17 protein-coding genes are annotated in these 20,460 nt (G+C 40.2%); 7 read left to right on the top strand and 10 right to left on the bottom strand.

The genetic code is table 11. The annotated features are described in order from the left end of the window. The first annotated feature begins 123 nt into the window (after window positions 1–123). From pheT to GJB62_RS27470, 7 genes are all read left to right on the top strand, one after another. Complete coding sequence (gene pheT, locus GJB62_RS27500) at window positions 124–2,574, top strand: phenylalanine--tRNA ligase subunit beta (protein ID WP_114082326.1); 2,451 nt, start codon at window positions 124–126, stop codon at window positions 2,572–2,574. A gap of 112 nt (window positions 2,575–2,686) precedes the next feature. Continuing rightward, window positions 2,687–2,956 carry a YciI family protein gene (locus GJB62_RS27495; RefSeq protein ID WP_114082327.1) on the top strand — a complete coding sequence of 90 codons (270 nt, stop codon included), beginning with the start codon at window positions 2,687–2,689 and terminating at the stop codon, window positions 2,954–2,956. A gap of 76 nt (window positions 2,957–3,032) precedes the next feature. Next, window positions 3,033–3,827 carry a Tab2/Atab2 family RNA-binding protein gene (locus GJB62_RS27490; protein ID WP_114082328.1) on the top strand — a complete coding sequence of 265 codons (795 nt, stop codon included), beginning with the start codon at window positions 3,033–3,035 and terminating at the stop codon, window positions 3,825–3,827. 190 nt (window positions 3,828–4,017) lie between these two features. After that, window positions 4,018–4,248, top strand: coding sequence for a CopG family transcriptional regulator (locus tag GJB62_RS27485; RefSeq protein ID WP_114082329.1), 231 nt, complete (start codon window positions 4,018–4,020; stop codon window positions 4,246–4,248). Next, the gene (locus GJB62_RS27480) at window positions 4,235–4,594 is read left to right on the top strand and encodes a type II toxin-antitoxin system PemK/MazF family toxin (RefSeq protein WP_114082330.1); all 360 of its coding nucleotides are present in this window, start codon (window positions 4,235–4,237) and stop codon (window positions 4,592–4,594) included. The genes GJB62_RS27485 and GJB62_RS27480 overlap by 14 nt, the downstream gene beginning before the upstream one ends. Window positions 4,595–4,915: 321 nt before the next feature. Continuing rightward, window positions 4,916–6,232: a three-Cys-motif partner protein TcmP gene (tcmP, locus tag GJB62_RS27475; RefSeq protein WP_114082331.1), complete on the top strand. Its 1,317-nt coding sequence runs from the start codon at window positions 4,916–4,918 to the stop codon at window positions 6,230–6,232. 46 nt (window positions 6,233–6,278) lie between these two features. Then, window positions 6,279–7,301 (top strand): radical SAM protein, encoded by a 1,023-nt coding sequence (locus GJB62_RS27470; protein ID WP_114082332.1) that lies wholly within the window; start codon window positions 6,279–6,281, stop codon window positions 7,299–7,301. A 306-nt stretch (window positions 7,302–7,607) separates the two neighbouring features. Here the strand turns inward: GJB62_RS27470 and GJB62_RS27465 are convergent, their stop codons facing one another. The 10 genes from GJB62_RS27465 to GJB62_RS27420 form a co-directional block, all read right to left on the bottom strand. Then, window positions 7,608–8,807 (bottom strand): DUF4159 domain-containing protein, encoded by a 1,200-nt coding sequence (locus tag GJB62_RS27465; protein ID WP_114082333.1) that lies wholly within the window; start codon window positions 8,805–8,807, stop codon window positions 7,608–7,610. Window positions 8,808–8,984: 177 nt separating this feature from the next. Next, a complete protein-coding gene (locus GJB62_RS27460; protein ID WP_245246024.1) occupies window positions 8,985–9,965 on the bottom strand; it encodes a phage tail protein in 981 nt (326 codons plus the stop codon). Window positions 9,966–10,088: 123 nt separating this feature from the next. Then, window positions 10,089–12,287: a putative baseplate assembly protein gene (locus GJB62_RS27455; RefSeq protein WP_114082335.1), complete on the bottom strand. Its 2,199-nt coding sequence runs from the start codon at window positions 12,285–12,287 to the stop codon at window positions 10,089–10,091. Between the two features lie 221 nt (window positions 12,288–12,508). Next, window positions 12,509–12,922, bottom strand: coding sequence for a GPW/gp25 family protein (locus GJB62_RS27450; protein WP_114082336.1), 414 nt, complete (start codon window positions 12,920–12,922; stop codon window positions 12,509–12,511). A gap of 357 nt (window positions 12,923–13,279) precedes the next feature. Further along, window positions 13,280–13,777 carry a PAAR domain-containing protein gene (locus GJB62_RS27445; protein WP_114082337.1) on the bottom strand — a complete coding sequence of 166 codons (498 nt, stop codon included), beginning with the start codon at window positions 13,775–13,777 and terminating at the stop codon, window positions 13,280–13,282. Window positions 13,778–13,895: 118 nt separating this feature from the next. Further along, on the bottom strand, window positions 13,896–15,629 hold the full coding sequence (locus GJB62_RS27440) for a VgrG-related protein (protein ID WP_114082338.1): 1,734 nt from the start codon (window positions 15,627–15,629) through the stop codon (window positions 13,896–13,898). 80 nt (window positions 15,630–15,709) lie between these two features. Further along, window positions 15,710–16,267, bottom strand: coding sequence for a hypothetical protein (locus GJB62_RS27435; protein ID WP_114082339.1), 558 nt, complete (start codon window positions 16,265–16,267; stop codon window positions 15,710–15,712). A 38-nt stretch (window positions 16,268–16,305) separates the two neighbouring features. Next, window positions 16,306–19,644 carry a hypothetical protein gene (locus GJB62_RS27430; protein WP_114082340.1) on the bottom strand — a complete coding sequence of 1,113 codons (3,339 nt, stop codon included), beginning with the start codon at window positions 19,642–19,644 and terminating at the stop codon, window positions 16,306–16,308. A gap of 23 nt (window positions 19,645–19,667) precedes the next feature. Continuing rightward, window positions 19,668–20,192, bottom strand: coding sequence for a phage tail protein (locus GJB62_RS27425; protein ID WP_114082341.1), 525 nt, complete (start codon window positions 20,190–20,192; stop codon window positions 19,668–19,670). After that, the gene (locus GJB62_RS27420) at window positions 20,192–20,431 is read right to left on the bottom strand and encodes a hypothetical protein (RefSeq protein WP_114082342.1); all 240 of its coding nucleotides are present in this window, start codon (window positions 20,429–20,431) and stop codon (window positions 20,192–20,194) included. Before GJB62_RS27420 ends, GJB62_RS27425 begins: the two co-directional genes overlap by 1 nt. Between the last annotated feature and the right edge of the window lie 29 nt (window positions 20,432–20,460).

The following is a 20,460-nucleotide window of genomic DNA, read 5'->3' as shown; positions in this document are numbered from 1 at the left end:
GCGAGTCTAACGTAGTAGGATTGTTCAAGTGAAAGGGTACGCCTAGCGGGATGAGTAGCCATCGATCGTTAGTAAGCACCCTAAAATAAGAACAAAAGACGATTCCTAAAACAAGCACACTCCATGCGTATTTCTCTAAATTGGCTGCGCGAACTAGTAGAGATAAAACTTAGTCCAGAAGAATTAGCCGAAACCCTGACAATGGCGGGGTTTGAGGTTGAAGATATTGAAGATCGCCGCACTTGGGCAAATGGCGTGGTTGTAGGGAAAGTGCTTGAGCGTCAACCCCACCCGAACGCCGATAAATTAAGTGTTTGCCAAGTCGATATCGGTGCAGGTGAAACTTTAAATATTGTCTGTGGCGCTGCCAATGTGAAGGCAGATATCTATGTACCTGTGGCAACTACGGGTACTTACTTACCCAACATCGATTTAAAAATTAAACCTGCAAAACTCCGTGGTGTCCCTTCTCAGGGCATGATTTGTTCTTTAAAGGAACTCGGTTTGCCCACCGATGTAGACGGAATTCATATTTTTACCCAGGAAAATTTACCATTAGGTAGTGATGTGCGTCCTTTGTTGGGTCTAGATGATGTAATTTTAGACCTGACTGCAACTGCCAATCGCGCTGATGCTCTCAGTATGGTAGGCGTAGCCAGAGAAGTAGCAGCTTTAACTGGTGGAAAGTTGAGCATCCCTGAACCTGGTGAAGTTTCTATTAGCAAAAATACTGGAAATTTAACTTTAAAAATTGCTGATACACAAGCTTGTCCTGCATACATCGGTACGGTAATCGAACAGGTAAAAATTGCTCCATCTCCCGAATGGTTGCAACAGCGTTTGCGGGCGGCTGGGGTACGTCCTATAAGTAATGTGGTGGATATTACTAACTACGTTTTGTTGGAATGGGGACAACCATTGCACGCTTTTGACCGCGATCGCTTAAAATCTGTTGCAAGTAGCGAAAATTTAAGCATCGGCGTTCGTTTCGCTAATAATGGCGAATCCCTCAAAACTCTGGATGGACAAACTCGCACCCTCTCAACCCAAAATTTGTTAATCACCGCTAACGACAAGCCCGTTGCATTGGCGGGAGTCATGGGTGGAGAAGAAACAGAAGTCCATGAAGGCACTCAAAGCCTAGTTTTAGAAGCAGCTTTATTTGATTCCGTGGCAATTCGCCGTTCTTCGCGCAGTGTTGGCTTAAGAAGCGAGGCTTCTGGCAGATATGAACGGGGAGTTAACCGTGCTGAGTTAGAAATAGCTAATCGCCGCGCCTTATCCTTAATTAGCGAATTAGCGAGTGGAATTATAGTCCAGCAGGAAATTGCCGACACTCGCCCCGATCCCTCTACCTGGAGTCGTTCGATCGCACTGCGTTTAGACCGAGTTAATCAGATACTAGGGCCAATCGATTTGGGAGAGGATACAGGTGAACTCCAAGGACAAGATGTTGAGCGCATCCTGACTGCGCTAGGATGTCAGTTGACTCCTTCACGTGAAGATAGCAACCATCAACCTACATGGTCAGTTTCCGTCCCACCCTATCGTTACCGCGACTTAGAGCGAGAAATTGATTTAATTGAAGAAATCGCCCGTCTCTATGGTTACAACAGATTCTGCGATACTTTACCAGAAAAATCGGAAGGTGGTTATCTGCCTTTAGATGAGGAACTGATTCGCAAGTTACGGGCTTTCCTCCGGGCTGAAGGATTGACAGAATTAATCCACTATTCTTTAGTTAAACCAGGAGAAGACAGACAGATAGTACTGTCAAATCCTTTATTTGCCGAATATTCAGCGCTACGAAACGATTTGCTATCTGGGTTGATTGATGCCTTTCAATACAATTTAGAGCAGGGTAATGGTTCCCTGAATGGCTTTGAAATCGGGCAAATTTTCTGGCGAGAAGAAGACGGTTTGCAAGAAACAGAAGCCTTAGCTGGGATTATAGGAGGCGATCGCAGCATTGGCAAATGGTCAAAAAGTGGACGTGAAGAACCCATCACCTGGTTTGAAGCTAAAGGCACTTTAGAAAGCATATTTCGACAACTTGCGTTGCAGGTAGAATTCCAACCCGATTGCCGAGATCATCGCTTACATCCAGGACGCACCGCTTCTTTATGGATTCGGGGTAACAGACTGGGTATTTTTGGCCAACTCCATCCCCAACTGCGACGAGAAAAAGGTTTACCAGATTCCGTTTATGTTTTCCAGTTGGATCTAGATGTGCTTTTAGATTCTCTGGGAGAAGATGAAGTTCTGGTGCCAACATTCCAGCCATATTCTACTTATCCAGCTAGCGATCGCGACATCGCCTTTTTCGCACCTGTGAAAATCTCAGTTTCCGAAATTCAAAAAGTAATTACCAAAGCGGGTAAAGATTTGCTCGAATCAGTGGAATTATTTGATGAATATCGCGGCGAAAATGTCCCCGAAGGGCAGAGGAGTTTAGCATTCCGTCTAGTTTATCGAGCTAGCGATCGTACTTTGACTGAGGCTGAAGTCGAACCAGTACACAATAAAGTTCGCGAAGCCTTGGTGGAAAAATTCGGTGTCAACCTCAGAAGTTAGTCATTTGTCCTTTGTCATTGGTCATTTGTTAAGAGTTAGGAGTTAATAATTCCTCACTCTTAAACCTACTGGCTCCAAAATCTAAAATCTAAAATCCAAAATTGGTAAAGTTATGCCTAAATATGTACTCTGGGGAACCTATTGCGAAGATGTTCTCGAAAAACGCGCCCCCCACCGTGAAGCTCATTTAGACGGATTAGCAAAACAGAAAGAATCCGGTGTGCTGATTACTATTGGCCCAACCAAAGATGTTACAAAAGTTTTTGGAATTTACGAAGCCGAAGACGAAGCCACTGTGCGCCAGTTGATTGAAAACGATCCCTACTGGAAAAATGGCATCTGGACTGAATATTCTGTCAAAGAATGGATTCAGGCTTTATAAATTGGGCATGGGGCATGGGGCATAATTCTCCTCCCCCATTCCCAATTCCCCATTCCCAATTCCCCATTCCCAATTTATGAAAATTTGGCAAGTTGATTTTTATCGTCGTCCCTCACAAGATGCGTCTGGACAAGTTCTATGGGAGTTGTTGATTTGTAATGCAACTCGCAGCTTTGAGTATGAAGCTACCTGTCTTCAGTCAGCAGCAAATTCTAATTGGGTAGCTGCTCAACTTGAGCTAGCCGCAGGTGAAAAATTGCCAGATGTGATTCAGGTGTTTCGTCCTCAGTCTCTAAGCTTAATTGAGGCGGCGGGACGCAATTTAAGTATAAATGTCGAACCTACACGCCACACTTTGGCGTTGAAGCAGTGGTTACAAGAAAAGCAATATCCCTCAGCGCTAGATAAACCATCTCCAGCACCATTACCAGAGAACCTCTGGGGAGAACAATGGCGGTTTGCGACTTTACCTGCTAGTGATGTAGAAACGATATTTAGCGATCGCCCCATTCCCATTTTGCACATCCCAGAACATCTTAAACCCATCAATTTGGGTTTAGCGTCAACAGTGCCCGTCCCTGGTGTAATAATTTATGGTGGACGGCAATCGATGCGCCTAGCCCGGTGGTTACAGCAAGCCCGTCCTGTAGCGTTAAACTACATTTCTGGCGCACCAGATGGCTTAGTATTAGAAGCTGGCTTAGTAGATAGGTGGATTGTTGCCACTTTTGAAGATCCAGAAGTTACAACAGCAGCCCAAACATATCAACAGCGAAAAAAGCATTGCCGAGGATTGCATTTTTTGTTAGTACAACCAGATGATTCCGGTATGACTTATAGCGGCTTTTGGTTATTGCAGGCAGAAGATTGATATTAATTGCCAAAAATATTTGTCTGCTTAATTTCTATAGCTAAAAAAATCAACTAAAGCGAAGTCTGGCTGCAAACCGATTGTCTACACTTTATTGTAATTTGCCTATATTAGGTAAGGTACATAGGCTTGGCAAATTATAGTATGATAATTAAATCATACTAAATAGTAATACTAAAAAATCATATAGATGCTCAAAGTTACAATTACCTTAGAAGAAGACATTCTGCAATTTGTAGATCAGTATGCACAGGGAAATCGTAGTGCATACATCAATACACTGCTAGCAGAACACCGCCGTCAAATTTTGGCAGCAGAAATGATTGCAGCTCTCAAGCAGGATGCTGAAGATCCAGAATATCAAGCTGAAATTGCTACTTGGGATAGTGTTGTTGGGGATGGCATAAATGCCAGGGAGTAATTTAACTTATCAGCGAGGAGAAATACGTTGGGTTAATCTCGATCCAACAGTGGGGGCTGAAGCGAAAAAAATCCGTGCTTGCTTGATTGTGCAAAATGACATCATGAATCAGTATGGGTTGCTGACAATTGTGATTCCATTTCGACCCGGAAGTAAACAAGCCCCCTACGTTGTAAATGTGAAAGCAACACCAAATAATGGATTAGACCAAGACCGTTTTATAGATATTGGCCAAATTCGTGCTGTTGATCATAGTCGTATTTTAGGTTTGGTGGGCGTGCTGGAGTCAGAATACTGGGAACTTATTCATACAGCTTTAAATGTAGTTCTGGGATTTGTAGTTTAGGGGTATTAGGGAATAAAGAAAGATAGAGATTAAATTGAGGCGAGCGCTTTTCTGTAATAAGCCTTGTAATCAGAATATTGCTTATGTATTTGCGTGTATTAATTATTTATAGTATATTTGTTTACTAATTACAATTTACTAGCAAGCAAGCTGAGGAAGTGATGTCTGAAGACGCACTCAACTAGTTGTATGTGCTGTGAAGAGGCGATCGCATCTTTGTCTGATGTCAGCTAATTTTTCTTTCTAAATAGTACAAGAATTATACCTGTGATATTAGTTACTTAACTAGTCTTACTAATCTGATTACCGGAGATCATCAACATGAGTAAAACACAAGCAACCTGGAATGCAGATGGAAGTAAACTTCCTTCAATAGATATTCATACTAAAGCCAAGCATTTAATTATTGATAAATACATTGAAAATCTGGTTATTACACTTTATAAAAAAGCTGCTTATGGAGTAACTACGTTTACTTTTATAGATGGTTTTTGTGGTGGTGGAATGTATAAGGATAATAATAACGAATGGGAAGGATCTCCTATTAGGATCATAAAAGCTGTGAGAGAAGCACATAAAAAGTCACGCCGAATTTATCCAGAACCATTAAATGTCAGATTTATTTTTATAGACAATAAGAAATCTCATTTGAGTTGCTTAAAAACATACTCAATGCCAAAATCAGGTTTAGCAGATTTAGTGGACGAACAACCGCATAAATTTACCTATGATTATGGAGATAGGATAGAACAATGTGAATTTATTAATGGTGAATTTGAAAACTTAGCTAATGCCTGTATATTTACAGTAGAAAATCGTAAAGGTCATTCTTTCTTCTTACTTGATCCATTTGGATGGACAGATGTATCAATGAAAACAATTAGGAATATAAATAACCTTAAAGGATCTGAAATACTTTACACTTATATGATTGCCTTTATTACAAGATTTATTAGCGAAAGATACACAACTCAGATGCGAGGTTTTCAAAATATACTTGAAGCAGATGGATACTATGATGCAGCTAATTTAGAAGATACAAGTAAAGGAGAACAGTGTTATTTGAGAGATCAAACCGTGAAGCTTTTCATGGAAAAAGGTAAATCAAGGTATGTATTTACGTTTGCACTGATTCCTAGAGGTGAGAATATCGTATTGTACTATCTGCTACATTTATCACAAAATTTAACAGCGCTAGAAGTCATAAAAGAATGTTTTGAATTAGAAAATAATTTAAATTATCAATATCATTATGAAATTTATGGCTATGGATTTAGAAGTGCTAATTATTATAATCAAAATCAGCTTTCACTTGAACTTAATATTACTAAAAACACCTATGAGATTTGCCTAGACAAACTAGATCAAGATGTAGGAAAACTAATAACAGAGAATCCTGATGGTATTTCTTATAAAGAAATCAAACAGAAAACTATGCATCTTAATCCAGCTAACAGAAGACTATATAATGAATATTTAAATAGGAATTTAAAAGAAAAAGAAATAGAAGTTTGGAGAGATGGCAAAATCTTGACAAGAAGTCAGACAGATTATAAAAAGTCAGATATAATAAAGGTACCGAGTAAATATCAATTTTCATTATTTTCTAAACCCAAGTTTTTTCTATCTGATTTCTAAAACATAACTAGATAATATTTTCTGATACATTAACTGGCGGTACACAATGTCCATCGTCAAAGGCACTGAAAAAATTATTAATCCCCTTCAAGAAAGTGCCCTTAATAAAAAAGGGCTATGTGACTATGTAGTTAACGTAGCATCAGGGTGCCTGCATGGTTGTACCTTCTGTTATGTACCTTCGACTCCTGCAATTCGTACAAAGCAAGCCCAGTTAAGAGAACAAGGAGTTAGCGATCCTCAGATGGATTGGGGAAAATATCTCTTCGTTCGTGAAGAAATACCTGAGCAATTAGAAAAGACCCTAAGCCGCAAGAAGTCATGGCGCGTAACACCAGAAGGTAAAGGTGTTGTTCTTCTTTGTTCTGGAACAGATCCTTACCAGAACAAGCAAACTGCTAATGTTACCCGTGGTGCCGTTCAGGCTTTATTGCACTATAAAAAACGAATAAGAATTCTGACTCGTAGCCCCTTGTGGGTGAATGATATCAATATTTTCAAAGACCCCAACGTTATAGTCGGTATGAGTTTACCATATTTGGATGATGAACTTAGTCGGCAAATTGAACCTCAAGCCCCTTTACCTTCAGAACGCTATAAAGCCTTAATCAAAGGTCATAAAGCTGGGTGTAGGTTGTATGTTGCAATTGCTCCTACCCCTCCTAATATGAATTTAGATGATTTCAAAAGACATTTGTATAAAATTATGCAATTCGATCCAGAAGTAATCTTTTGGGAACCTATAAATGCTCGCGGAACTAATGGCAAGCGGATGATAGCAGCAGGCTTGGAATTTGCCAGTTCTATTATGACAAAAAGCTCATGGGGAGAATGCTTCAAAAGACAATGGGATGATATTGAAGCAGCAGCAAGAGAAGTGGGATGTGAGGATCGCCTTCATATTTGGCCTGATCCTGAACTAAGAGGGTATGTTGATGAAGCTAAGATAGCGTATTGGTTATATAAACCAACAGTAGAAAAGTGGAACAGCATGACGGTATCAGAATCCAAAGTCAAACCTCTTCAGCCTGTTCGTAATAAATCTCAAACAGCTATTACTAATAGTTAAAAGACTTCCATATTTAAAGAGTAAACTGCCTCTTAAAAAGCTAATCTAATTCCCATTATTACTGAAAATAAATCAACAAACCGAATCTTCTGGATAGATACTTGACTCACATTCCACAGGTTAGTTAAGGAAGAAGATGATGAGATTGATGTTGTCCGTGTGGGAATTAGATATCGCAAGATGGAGCCTTTATTCTTAAAATCGTAGACTTGTATTAAGTTGTAACTAATGCCAGGGTGCGATCGCCTGATCTTGTGGGATGGGCATTACCAAAAAATGTCGCCCACCTTAATACTGCTATCACTTCTACCACTGCCCTGAATTATCTTCCTGTTGCAAGCCTATCAACTGTCGCCGCTTCCAAGCATAATGAAGAATATTAATTCCTAATTCCTGGGCTGTACGAATAGTCAATCTGGGTAAACTCAAATCTCTATCCAGTCCCCAAGCAGTTGCTAAATCTCCAATCGCTAAAATAATTCCGCCACCGATTAACAATTTAATCTGCTGTTGATTAACCATTGGCAAGGCAGCAAATAAGAAAGGTTTTGTCCTTAAAGGATGACTTCGTTGCAATTCTTCTAAAGGTCTTAAAGGACTTTCTAACTGTTGTGCTAATGCCTGAGTACTCTCAATTAGAGCGTTAGCATTTGTTGGTGCATCAACGAAAAGCACACCACCTAAATTTAAGTAATTTTTGAGGGATTCAAATTCAAGACTATTTAAAGAAATAGCCTGTCCACCTGTCAAATAAAGTAGGTCATAATCTTGAATATTTTCACTTAGAGAAACCTGACCTGGTTCATCAGCCCCTCTTAAACTGGGATACAGGGGTTCTACTGCTTGTAACAAATACGAAAGGCTGAAAAAATTACGCGCACATTCCGGATCGCTATGAGTTGCTTGCGCCATACACACAAGTGCTTGAGGACGCATTTGTGCCTGACGGCGGTAACGTAAATCAATATTGTTATATCCAGGAAAGAAAGCATCCGCAGGTTGGGTAATATCAGTATGTCCTGGTTGCAGAAGTATCCGACATATTTCTATTTCTGAACTGGCTGGTATAGAATTTCTTTGGTCAATTCGATAAGTTTCTTGAACAACATCTCTTTGCTGTCCACGCCGCAATTCATCAGGGTCTACATAGCTAACTACTAAGTAGATCATGAGTGGTTCAGAACTGACTACTTCTATATCAATAGGAAAGTCATAAGAAGTCGGTACAACAATTAGATTACCTGCTAAATCAATTGCAATACCAGGTTGAATTTGCACCCAACGTCCATCTCGATATCTAGCTTCTACTTGACTTGGGGCTGTCACATCTCGAACGCCTAAACCACAGACAATTCCTGGTTGGTTTAAACTTTGATATTGAGCATTTTGCCGATTTCGGTGATAATCATGGGCTGTGCGCCAGCGTTCTGCATTTATTAGTAACCCATCTGCGGCTTGCAGGCGTTCCAAAGATTTGATTGGTGGGGGTGGGAAAGGATGGGACATAGCGATTTTGGATTTTAGATTTTAGATTAAAAGTCAATACAGTTCAGTTAAGCATTTTTTCCCTATTTCTTCCTTCTCTTCCTTTGCGTCCTTCGCGTCCTTCGCGGTTCGTTAAAAAAAAATTACTTTGATAAACGCTAAAGCTATAACACACTCTACAATTTAATTATAAATTATTTAATGAGTGGGATTTTCAATAGATAGTTCGTATGTACAGAAAGCAGGCTTTTCCTGTTCTATAATTCTTTGGATAAGTTGCTCGTTGATGATGCCACTAGAAATATTTGAACGCAAACGTACTATAAAATGATATGGTTGCCCACCGGCTAAAACTGCATTTCCTAATTGGGCATCTCCGATGATGAAACTTGGGCCAAAAGGTTCTGTGATACTGATATGTTTATCAGCTTCATTTGGTAAATGTTCGTCTAGAGGTAAACCAGTATAAAGATGTAAATAGAGACGCAATCCTTTGCGAGTTCCGCGCCAGCGATAAAGTTCTACAGCGCGACGAATTAAACGCCGTTGTTGCTGGAGATCCCACACAGAATCTACTTGCCAAGCAACCCAATGAGCCATAAAAGGTAGTAATGCTTGTGGCGCTGTCAAAGGATCGAGGTTTGCCCACATGACATTGTAACTATCAACTATTGGTTGAAAAGCTTGCTCAAATATCTTCATGAAGCGACCAATAAAGTCTACTTCTCGATACAAAATTGGCAAGAATTCCATGTAGGCGGTGTAGGGACGGATATATAAATCGAAATATTCGCTTCTCTCGATTTGTTCGTTGTCGGTACCTGGGTCTATATGTAGAGTAACTAGACTACGAAAATTGAGAGTTAATTTATCTTTTGTTCCAGGAGAAATTGCTTCTTGGTCTTCAAAAAATGTGTCGGGAATTGAGAAGTAGAGAACAGCATCCATTTGTCCACGAGGCGGTATTTCACTACCCTCTGTGCCAATTTGACACCATTGAGATGGAAAGTTTCCCTCAACACTTAAGCTTACCCGCAAAGGACGTTGTTCTAAGTTTTGTACTTGCACAATCATCTCGCTGGGATGCCCAGGATGCAAGAGTAAAGTACGTCCAGCTACATCCATATCCGCGTTTGCAAATCCTAAACCTGCCACAGGTAAAGCCTCGGGTATTTGCATTGGTGTTAATTGAATGCTTACAGCTGGACTAGAGCGACTTTGAACCATAGGATTTGGGAATGGGGAATGGGGAATTGGGAATAACTACTGACGAATGACAAATGACGAATGACAAATGACAAACTACGAATTACGAATTATTTGAATGTCGTGATTTGAGCGGAGATTGGTATCAGCCCAAGAACATATCAAACCTTCCGAGCCTGGGTCAATTAATTGTTCTGGTGATGGTTGTCGTCGCCAATTTTCTCCTTGCTTGCGGATGGGAAACAGCAGGACAGGGCCTAAATGACGCACACCTGGGGTTTGTTGCAGTAATGCGACAATATCTGATGTATAAACTGGTCGCCCAAATGGCCAACCTTTGCCGTCCATTCCTCCCGTTAATGGATTTAAATATTTATACAGTGATACCCTTAAATTCCGGCGAATTTCTTCTCTGGCAAAAGGATTATCATAAGCAGGTTCTAAAGCAATTTCTGTCTGTACAGAAACACCTACATAATTCGGTTCTTGTAATTCTATTTGTACCCCTAATAATCGTCTTTCATCTAAGTAACTCATAATTTGCTCTTGCAGGGCATTACTAAGAGCAAAATTTTCTGGTGTCATGCCATTACCTTGCGCGATCGCATCTGTATTTGCATAAGGTACTACCAGTAAACTAACTATACCAGCTTGTCTACGAGAATTCGCTGCCAAACACCGGACGCGCGCGATCGCACCAGCACCCGCCTGTTGAGTCAAAACTTCAAAATCTTCAGCAGTGACGGCGCGATCGCGTGTGCGAAGGATGCGGGGAGCCTTCATTACAGCCTGTTCTAGCGATTCGGCATCTGCACCATTGATTGCAGGTACACGATTGACCACACTAGCAATGTATGGATATGCAGACTTCAAAAACTGGATTGCCCCAGTTTGCACATTGCCTTCTCTACCGCCACCTGTGCGATAAGCAACCATTTTAATCTCTGCACCACGGGGAGGAATCGCCCCATATTGGTGTTCCGACTGGTTATTTTCTAGAACTTGTACAGATGTGTTATCTAGCGATGGTTCTTGGATTCGCGATCGCATTTGGGTATGCTGTTTAAGTTGGCTAGGTTCCCGAATCAGCGGCCCAAACTGGATTGTCCCAGTGATCGAATCGATGGTGTAATGAAAGTTATGCGGCCCAGAATCAGCAAAATCTCTCACCTCAATCCACTTTTGAGGCAAACCACCACTAGGAGTAACTAAAATATACTCATTTTCCCGACGTTCTAAAATTGGTGCTGTTTGTAACTGGAAACTCTGACCGGGTGTACCATCACTAATTCCCAATCGCTCATCTATAATCAGCGTACTGTGACTAGCCCTAACAGTACCGCCAATTGACCGCGCTGCTAAACCAATAATTCTTGGCGGACGATTGTAACCAGTTTCATTGGCTTCTGCGGAAACAAAGCTACAGCGCAACCAACGACCTCGGTAAGAGGTAAAATTAGCCACAGGCCAAATTTGAGGTAGATGTAAACGTACCTCTGCACCTTGAGATGGGTTTCCACCCTGTTGGGCCATTTCATAAAAACTGAACCCACGAGTTTTATCATCTGACTCTTGCAATAAAACTGCTTGCCAATTTTCCCCATCCCAGGCTTCCCATTTGCGCGGTGGTTGATTGGGGTTAATACCAGCAGGGGTAGCCGCAGCCCCTTGGAAAATAATTTCTAAAACATTAGCATCTAAAGGATCATCAGAATTAATGGCTAAATAAAAGCAGTTACCAGGCTGGGGTTCCTCTTCAAAAATCGGTTGTTCATTACCTGTCCAGAAACCGTTAGATTGACGAGTCCATGAAGTTGTGACTCTTTCGCGCAGAGATTGGGGAATATCTTCGGTAGTTTGGGCAGTTAAGAAATGTTGGATGCGGGGATTGCCGATAATTAGAGGATAATCTGTGCTGAAGGTAATAGCTTCTGTAGTTTCAGTGCGGATAGTTGAGGCTTCCAATCCGGCTGGAATTGTGTAGGCTTCGGGTAATGCAGCGCTTAAATAAAAAGTTAATTCCGTGCGGGCTGGGGCGGGAGGCTGGAGACGAATACCCAGTAATTCTAGGAAAGCGACATAATTTTTTCGGGGTACTTGGTTAAATCTGAGCAACATTTGGTCAGTTAACCAAGCAAATAACTCAATTAGCGTAATTCCTGGGTCGCTGAGATTGTGGTCTGTCCATTCTGGACAGTAGCGAGGAATACGCATAATACATTCTTCCACCAAATCATCGAAGGCGCGATCGTCTAAGTTGGAAGAAGGTAATTTCGGTAAAAAATCAAAGTTCATACCAATTTTAAAAAGAATGTGACAGATACAAGCCTAGAAACCCAGAGAAAATTCAGCTTTTTTAATTAGGACTTACGCATAAATTACGGAATAACGTAGACGCTTCGGCTTGCCGCAGGCTACCGCAGAGGCACAGAGGGCACAGAGAAATCAGAGTTTGAGAGATATTTTGCGTAAGTCGTATTAATTTTTAATTTTTAATTTTCAATTTTTAATTCGGATCACGATTCCTCCCCAGCTGAAACCAAATAATAAGGATAAACAAAACTATAAATATCGGGGCCGTCTTTGAGTCGATAATTGATAATGATGTCCACTCTGCCACGCACAGGGTCAGGATCGGTGACAACTTCATCGATAGTAATGCGTGGTTCCCAAACTTCTAAAGCTTCCAAGACATAAAGACGGATTCGCAGTAGGGTATCGCTACTTAAAGGTGCAAACGCCAGTTCAGACAAGCGCGAACCAAAGGTAGGTCGATAAACCCGCTCACCTACTCCGGTGCGGAGAATAATCCAAATAGATTCTTTAACTTTTTGATCTTCACGGCTAAGTTGTATCCCGCCTTGCACACTTAAATGCAGTGGATAAGCCCAACCTGTTCCCAAATAGGCTCGTTCACGACCGTAAACCATATCTGGCACTTAGACAGTTGTACATGGATATCTTCAAAGATATCGACACAGAAGGTTTAAGCCTATTCGCCAAAGGTCGAGGTTGAGGAGATAGGGGAATGGGGAATGGGGAATGGGGAATGGGGAATGGAGTTTGAATCTATGCTGCGTCCGCGAGTAAAAAAGTCTCATTAATGGAGTTCAAAGACTCATTAACGGAGTTCAAAGACTCATTAATGGAGTTCTGAGCCTCATTAAAGGAGTTCAAAGACTCATTAAAGGAGTTCAAAGACTCGTCCATGAGTAAAAAAGACTCATCTATGAATCTTAATTTATGGCAAATTACAATTACAAATCATTCTCCCCCTGCCTCTCCAATCAGCCGCCAATCAAAACGGTAAAATCACCTTTGATAATTTTATTCGGCGGCCCTAATGCTTCTAAAACAGTGTCACCCATCCGAGAGGCGGGTAGATTGTTAATCAGCACAGTCTGACTACCGTCAATCACAACCCCAGGGCCGTGAGGAGGTAAGGGTAAAGGTGTGGCGCAATTATGAATATCAGCTCCTGCTGCTGCTGCTGCGATCGCACTACCCATAGTAGCTGCTGATGTTGCCTTTGTAGTTTGTTCGGCGGCTAAAGCAGCAGGTGCCCCTGGTGTACCTGCCGCCGCTAGGGTAGCAGCCTCAGCCACTTGGATAGCCGTATCAGAAATTTGTTTGGCGGATTGTAAAGCTGGTACTGCTGCTGCAAGCACACCCCGCCACGCAGGTAAAGATCCAATCAATACATTGGGACTACCCGGCCCCCCTGTTAAGACTGGGGGTAAAGGGTGCGCCACATTATCAGTAATTCTTGCTGCCGGTTTACCCATCACAACCTCCTAATAGTGTCTTTAATCTCTTACCTCTGTGTTCTCTGCGTCTCTGTGGTTAGATAAATTACTTTTAAACCACAGAGGCACAGAGAGCGCTGAGAAAAAACATAGAAAATTAATTAAGGCGAATCATCGCACCTTTAACTGTAATCACGCCGTTGGCTGTAATGTCTATATTTCCAGCAGCATCTAATGACATATTACCTGTTGATTTCACTGAAACAGATTTACCCATATCGTCCATTTTGATTTTATGACCACCTGTGGTTTCAATCTCTATGCAGCGATCGCTATCATTGAGATATATTTTGTGACCGCCTGTGGTTTCTACGCGAATACCTTTTTTACTACTTCCTTTATCCTCTTCAACAAACTGTAGAACATGACCAACACGAGTTTTAATTGTGCGTAATCTGACACCACCTGTAACCGAATCACTCACCTTTTCCGGTGGTGCATCTTTCCCGTTCCATACCCCGCCAATGACATAGGGACGATGGATATCGCCATGTTCAAAACCTACCAAAACTTCATCGTTTACCTCTGGTAAACAGTCAAAACCTCTGTTTGGGCCTGCTCCCACAGCTACAACTCTCGCCCAGTCACTTGTATGGTCTTCTGTGAGAGTGGGAAACTTGACCTTCACTCTGCCCATTTTCTCTGGGTCTTTATTATCAGTCACAATTCCCACTAATAAAGTCTCAGATGGCTGTAGACGTTTTTCTGGAGATAGGGTTGTGAATAAGTTACCAGAACGTAGTCCCCGCACGCTGAACTCAGTTTCATAAACGCGCTGATTAAAGAAATGGCGGGTTTCTGTAACATAATACTTACCACTATAGCGATCGCCCATACCCTGAAGCTTAACAACTCGTCCAGGACGAATCTCAGGATTCCCTGCTGCTTTAGCATCTGCATAAACAAATTCTCCTCCCAATTCATCACATAAAGCCTGAGCCATAGCTTTTGCTTGCTTTTGACTGGCGACAGGCTTATCTACAACAATCATTTTGGGAGACTTAAGATTAGAAAATGCAGTACTGGTACTACTTCCTAGCTGATTACCTGTCTCGGTTACTTGCTTTTCTTTGTTAGCTGTTTGGCTAATCAATTTTTTCTGAGTATAGTCCCAGGCACGTACTTCCACAGAACTCACCTGTTCAGCACTGGTGACGCGGGTACTAAATTTACTAATATCATCTAGCCATTCTAATGCTAGAGATTCCTGAACTTTTGGTTTACAAAAATTGATCTTATCCTCTGTAATAAATAGTTCAAAACCGTTACGGGCTGCCCTTTCCCGTAGAAACTCCATATTAGTTTGGTTTTCTTGAAAAACATACTTATTAACTTCGCCTGTTGAATCAATATTGCCAGGTCTTATACCTACTTCCTGAACTATTTTTTTGACTATATCACTATCAGTTTCATTCAAAAAAGAACGATTATAACGACCTCTGTGAAGACGATGAGAAATATCATAACCACGAACAATGATATCAGCTTCAGATTTTTCATTGAAGTGAACTTCCATCGCGGTAATTTCGCCTTCAATTAGGATTTTTTCTACCTCATCTTGAAAATTATTATCTAGAGTAGTACTCGAAGTAAAACCCAACTTCACTTTTTTGCCAATTCTAAACAACTGCTCATGTCGCCAAGCCTTATTTTCTGGTCGGTCAGATGTGGGAATATAGCTATTATGGATTACTAGCGTAAACATTGCTGGTAAATGAAGGCTTTCTTCTATTGTGATTTGCAACAAATCCTTCATTAATTCAGGAGAAGCAGGTTGTCCATCTATCTGTATTTTAGGTTCGCTTAAATAAAGGCTTTTTTTAGGAGGCATAACTATTATTTGATAATTTATAAAATGTTTAGAGCAGCCTTTAATGACAAAGTAAATACTAATTTATTACTTTATATCTTTTACTTACTCAGCTTTTGACCCTTTTTATCTGTTGCACGAGCGTTGCCTTTAGAATCAGATTTACGTCCTCCAGGCAGGTTATTTTTATCTACTTCTTGCAAGGCTATATCTACCAGTGCCCTGACTGGTGTACCATCACTCAAAAACATATTTAAAGTGTATGTTAAACTCGTGATTACACAATAAAAATATTCATCTCCCCATGTAAATATATAAACAGGTGGTCGTTTATCAGTTGCTTTACTGATAGTTTCTACACCTTTTTTAATGTTATCTATGTACTTTTTCATCACCGACTCTTTCGTTTCATAAGTATCATAGAGTAACTGTTTAAGGGTGAATTTGTAAGGTTCAACGCCAGAAAAGTTTACTTTCGGAAGTAGAGTGGTTCCTCTATTCCCATCCTTACTTTCCCACTTAACAGTCCGAGCAAAACTAATATCTGTAGGATTAAACATTAATTCAATATCTGGCGCTTCATTGTTATAAGCTACAAGTTTGGCTTTCTCAAGTTGTGGTTTAAGCTTTTGAATAACAATAATTGCTGGACTTGCCATTTGAATATTTCTCCTAAAATTAATTATTGAATGAAAATTTACCAAGGTAATCGACCGGAGTAACCGCCATGACGCTCTCGTTCAATTTCTATCCGTTGTCGTAATCTGTGATAAATTTCACGAGCTAGAGCTTCCAAATCAGCTGTATCATCTTTTTCATCTCCTAGAGAAGATGAGGATACACTCTCTATGGTTTCAGTTATCGGTTGTATTTCTCTAGATATGTCGGGTGGAGTGACTTCTCCACCATTAGCAAAGCCTCTCGGTGAAGGAAGGTGTTTAGCAAAAACTTGTGGCGATTCTGAAACATGAGAAAATTCATAATTTTGACTGTTTGATTCCCCATCATTAAAATTAAAGCTAGTAAAATCATCATTATTTCCATTTAGTAAATCTTCTACACTTGACCATTGAGAAGGTGTATCTGACCATTGGGAAGGCGTATGTGTGCTGGAATTTGCTTTTCGGAAAATCAGGGGAGGCGATGAGTATTGAGGTGAAGATTCACCGACATCTGTTGTTTCATTTTGAAGAGTATGAAGCTGGGGATAATTGAGGATAGAAAGTTTCTGTTTATTACTATTCAACCCGAAGGAAGAAGGAATTAAAGAATTTGATATCTCAGGTGAATCAGTCTCAGCGCTTTTTAGCTGTAATGAAGTGTCTGAAAAAGAATCGACTTTAGTCGGAGTCTCTGGAGAAATTGTTGCTTCTGGTTCTATGGGATTGGGTGTTTGTAAACTTGGAAGAATAATATCGTGCGGTGTTCCACCCGTGTTGATGTGATGTAGTAGGGGTAGATTCTTCTGTGCATCCCTGGTATTAATCACAAACTCTCCAGGCGTAAGCATTGCAGGTACTGTATCGGAGGGTGCTATCTGCTGGCGATTTTCAACACGGGAGTCTGTAACATGACCACCAGTAGCATAACCTTTAGGCGCGGGCAAATTTTCTGCGATCGCATTTTGCTCAACTTTAGGTGCTGTGCTTACCTCATCTTGTGGAGAAGTTGGGTTGTCTAGAATATCTGGATTATCCCAGGTATCAGCAAAGGTTGATATTTCAGGATTTTCTGATTCTACTGTTTTTTCATTATCAATAATTTCCCTAAAAATACTTGTTTTCTGAACAATTTCAGGCGAACTGGCGCTAACTACCAATGCTTCATCAATTTCAGGTGATGTGGCGGTAACTATTGGTGTTTCAGCAATTTCAGGCGAATTGGTGCTAACTACCAATGCTTCATCAATTTCAGGGGAAATGGCGCTAATTGTTGGTATTTCAGTAATCTCAGGCGAACTTGCGCTAATTACCAATGCTTCATCAATTTCAGGGGAAATGGCGCTAATTGTTGGTATTTCAGTAATCTCAGGCGAATTGGTGCTAACTACCAATGCTTCATCAATTTCAGGGGAAATGGCGCTAATTGTTGGTGTTTCAGCAATCTCAGGCGATGTGGCGCTAACTACCAATGCTTCATCAATTTCAGGGGAAATAGCGGTAACTGTTGGTGTTTCAGTAATCTCAGGTGATGTGGCGCTAATTGTTGGTGCTTCAGCAATTTCAGGTGCTGCTAAGATGGGTTGACTTTCTGTAAACTCGCTACCAGGATTTTGAATATTGCTATCACGTTGTAGTGAAGTCACATTTGCTGAGATATCTGAGACATGAACCACCATCGCAGACTGTGATTCTGAAGTTACTAACTGTTCATCGCTATCAGGGTTGCTGAATAAACTAGGTGTGTCTTCAATAACTGCTGAGGTAGGTATTAACTGAACAGGCACAATATCTGGAGACTCACTCGTAACACTGGAATCAATTTCCTGACTTTTCATAGAATCTAGAAAACCTTGATCCTGAAAGGATAAAGGCTGTAAAATCTCCCCATTATCTGCTAGTAAAGGGGGCTGAGGGGTTAGATTTTGCGTTGCTTTTTCTACATTGTGTGAAAAGTCAGGATCGATTTCTTGTTGTACTGTAATAGGATTTTTTGCAACTGAAGACTCAGAATTAGACGAAGTAACATCCGTCTCTACGGTATTTTCATCATTCTCCAAAGAATGGAGTAAAGTATGTGAATTATCAACCTCAGATGAAGTAAGTGCTGAAGATAAAGTTAAATAATTCTCAGAGACAGGATTATCTGTGACAAAATTATTTGTGCTTTTTTCTGATATTAATTCTGCTTCATCAATAGCTGTAACTTCCTCAAGCTTAGTATTAATATTTGGTGATTCTTCTTCCTGCGATAGAGAGTTTAAGGTTGGTAAAATCTCTTTTGCTTGGATTAAATTTGTCTGACTTACGCTGCTTTTATTGTCAACTATAGACGGAACCTGATCTCTTTCAATGTCTTGTTGTGGTTGCGTTTGGCTAACTTGCATACCTGACAGATTAACTGATGCTGAGACTTCAGGTATTAGTTTTTCTTCATTATCTGTAAAGTTACTATCCGGTATAAATATTTTTTCTGTATTCCTTTTAGAAGGAATTTCTATAGATGAACTGTTGACTAATTCACTTGTGCCATCGTCTAATTCAATATTTTCTTTCGATGTTAAAGTATTTTCTGTTAAAGACAAACCTGTACTAGAAAAACTAGATATTAGCTCAGAATTTTCTGACAGATCATCGGTAGCAAAATTCTCGAATAAAGTTGATTTATCTTGAAAGCTAGGTGAAGTATCTACGGTTGGAGTACTGACAGAATTACGATCCTTTGTAGTAGTGTCTAACACAATATCTAGTTGTAAATCTGGTGTTTCCAAATTAGCCTCAATAGGCATAGACTCATCTGATATTAATAAGTTATCTTTGTTAAGATGAATATTAGTTTTATCAACAATTGGCTCAAAGTTTTTAGCCGTAGATGATTTGATAGCTTTTTTAGTTCTAGATTTTGACTTTGGTTCTTTTTCTAGTGGTTTCTGAGATTTATTTGTTTTTTTTGGCTTAGATTTATTTTTTATATTTACTTCTTGAGATGTGCCATTACTCGTATTTGTCTCGATGGGAGTTGGCATTATCTTTGGAATACTATTTTTTACTGATTCATTGCTATTGTCTAATGCAGCTATTGAATCAGAAGCATCAAATTCAATCAACGGAAATTCACTAAAATCACTAGTTATATCCTGAGCATCCCAACTATCCCAACCTATTAATGGTTCAATCGATGGTTCATACTGACGAGACAAGAAAAATTTAGAGGATTTGACTAATGGTGGTTTAGTTTGGATTGTACTGATAAAATTATTTCGTGAATGCAAAGAATGAGATTCTTTTCTCAATATTATTCCCTGAAAATTATATAAAGATGATATTACCCCAAGGGGATGAATATTGTTTCCTAGTGAAGATTGAATAATTTGCATAGTGATAGTTTAAGAGTAGCCAATTAGCTAGAAACGAAATATCCTGATTTTTGATCTCGTTGTACAGAAGAGCCTCCTCCTGTAGACCTTGCAACTTGTAAACCTTCATAAGCTAAAGTTAATTCTTCAATCGCAACTGCCTTTCCATCTGCTTGAAGTGCTGGTGTTTTCCAGGTTATAGGAATAGCACCAATCAAAGTCCAACTCATCATCGTTTCACCGGCTTGATTAAAAATCAGAATATTGACATTGCGTCGAGATGTTTTCTTTTTTTCATCAAAAACTGCATTCATCCAATTCCAAAAACCTGGATGATCGGTAAATCCTCGTTTAAGAGTTATGTCTGCAAATTCTGTATGACCTAAATAAATTCTTTGCTGGTCGTTAACACCACCTTCCTGAAAAACATTTTTCTTAATTTGAACACTTAATCCTGAACATTCAGCGAAAGATGCAGCAATAGAACTATCTATCTCTACGTAGAACCGATTAGTAGTGACATAATTTAATTCGTGAGTAATGTTGCCATTGTTAGCGCCTGTAGCCATCACAACCACCTTTGAGAATCATAACTACCTATTCTTTCGCGCTGCGATCGCAAATCTTCTAGCATAAGTTTATATACGCGTTCTGTAAGCTGGTTCATCAGCCGTGAATCGTTGAGGTATTTACCCGCAGCAATAGCTGCCTTGCTAGCATCAGATGCCACCGAAACCCCAGCGTAGCCAGCAGTACCGCCTACATCTCCATCGAAGGTGAAAAAACTTTGTTGCTGTTTTGAGTCCATAAATAAAAAAACTCTCCCTAAATCCAGGC

Source organism: Nostoc sp. ATCC 53789 (assembly GCF_009873495.1).
Lineage (GTDB): Bacteria > Cyanobacteriota > Cyanobacteriia > Cyanobacteriales > Nostocaceae > Nostoc > Nostoc muscorum_A.
This window is presented reverse-complemented; position numbering and strand designations above follow the sequence as displayed.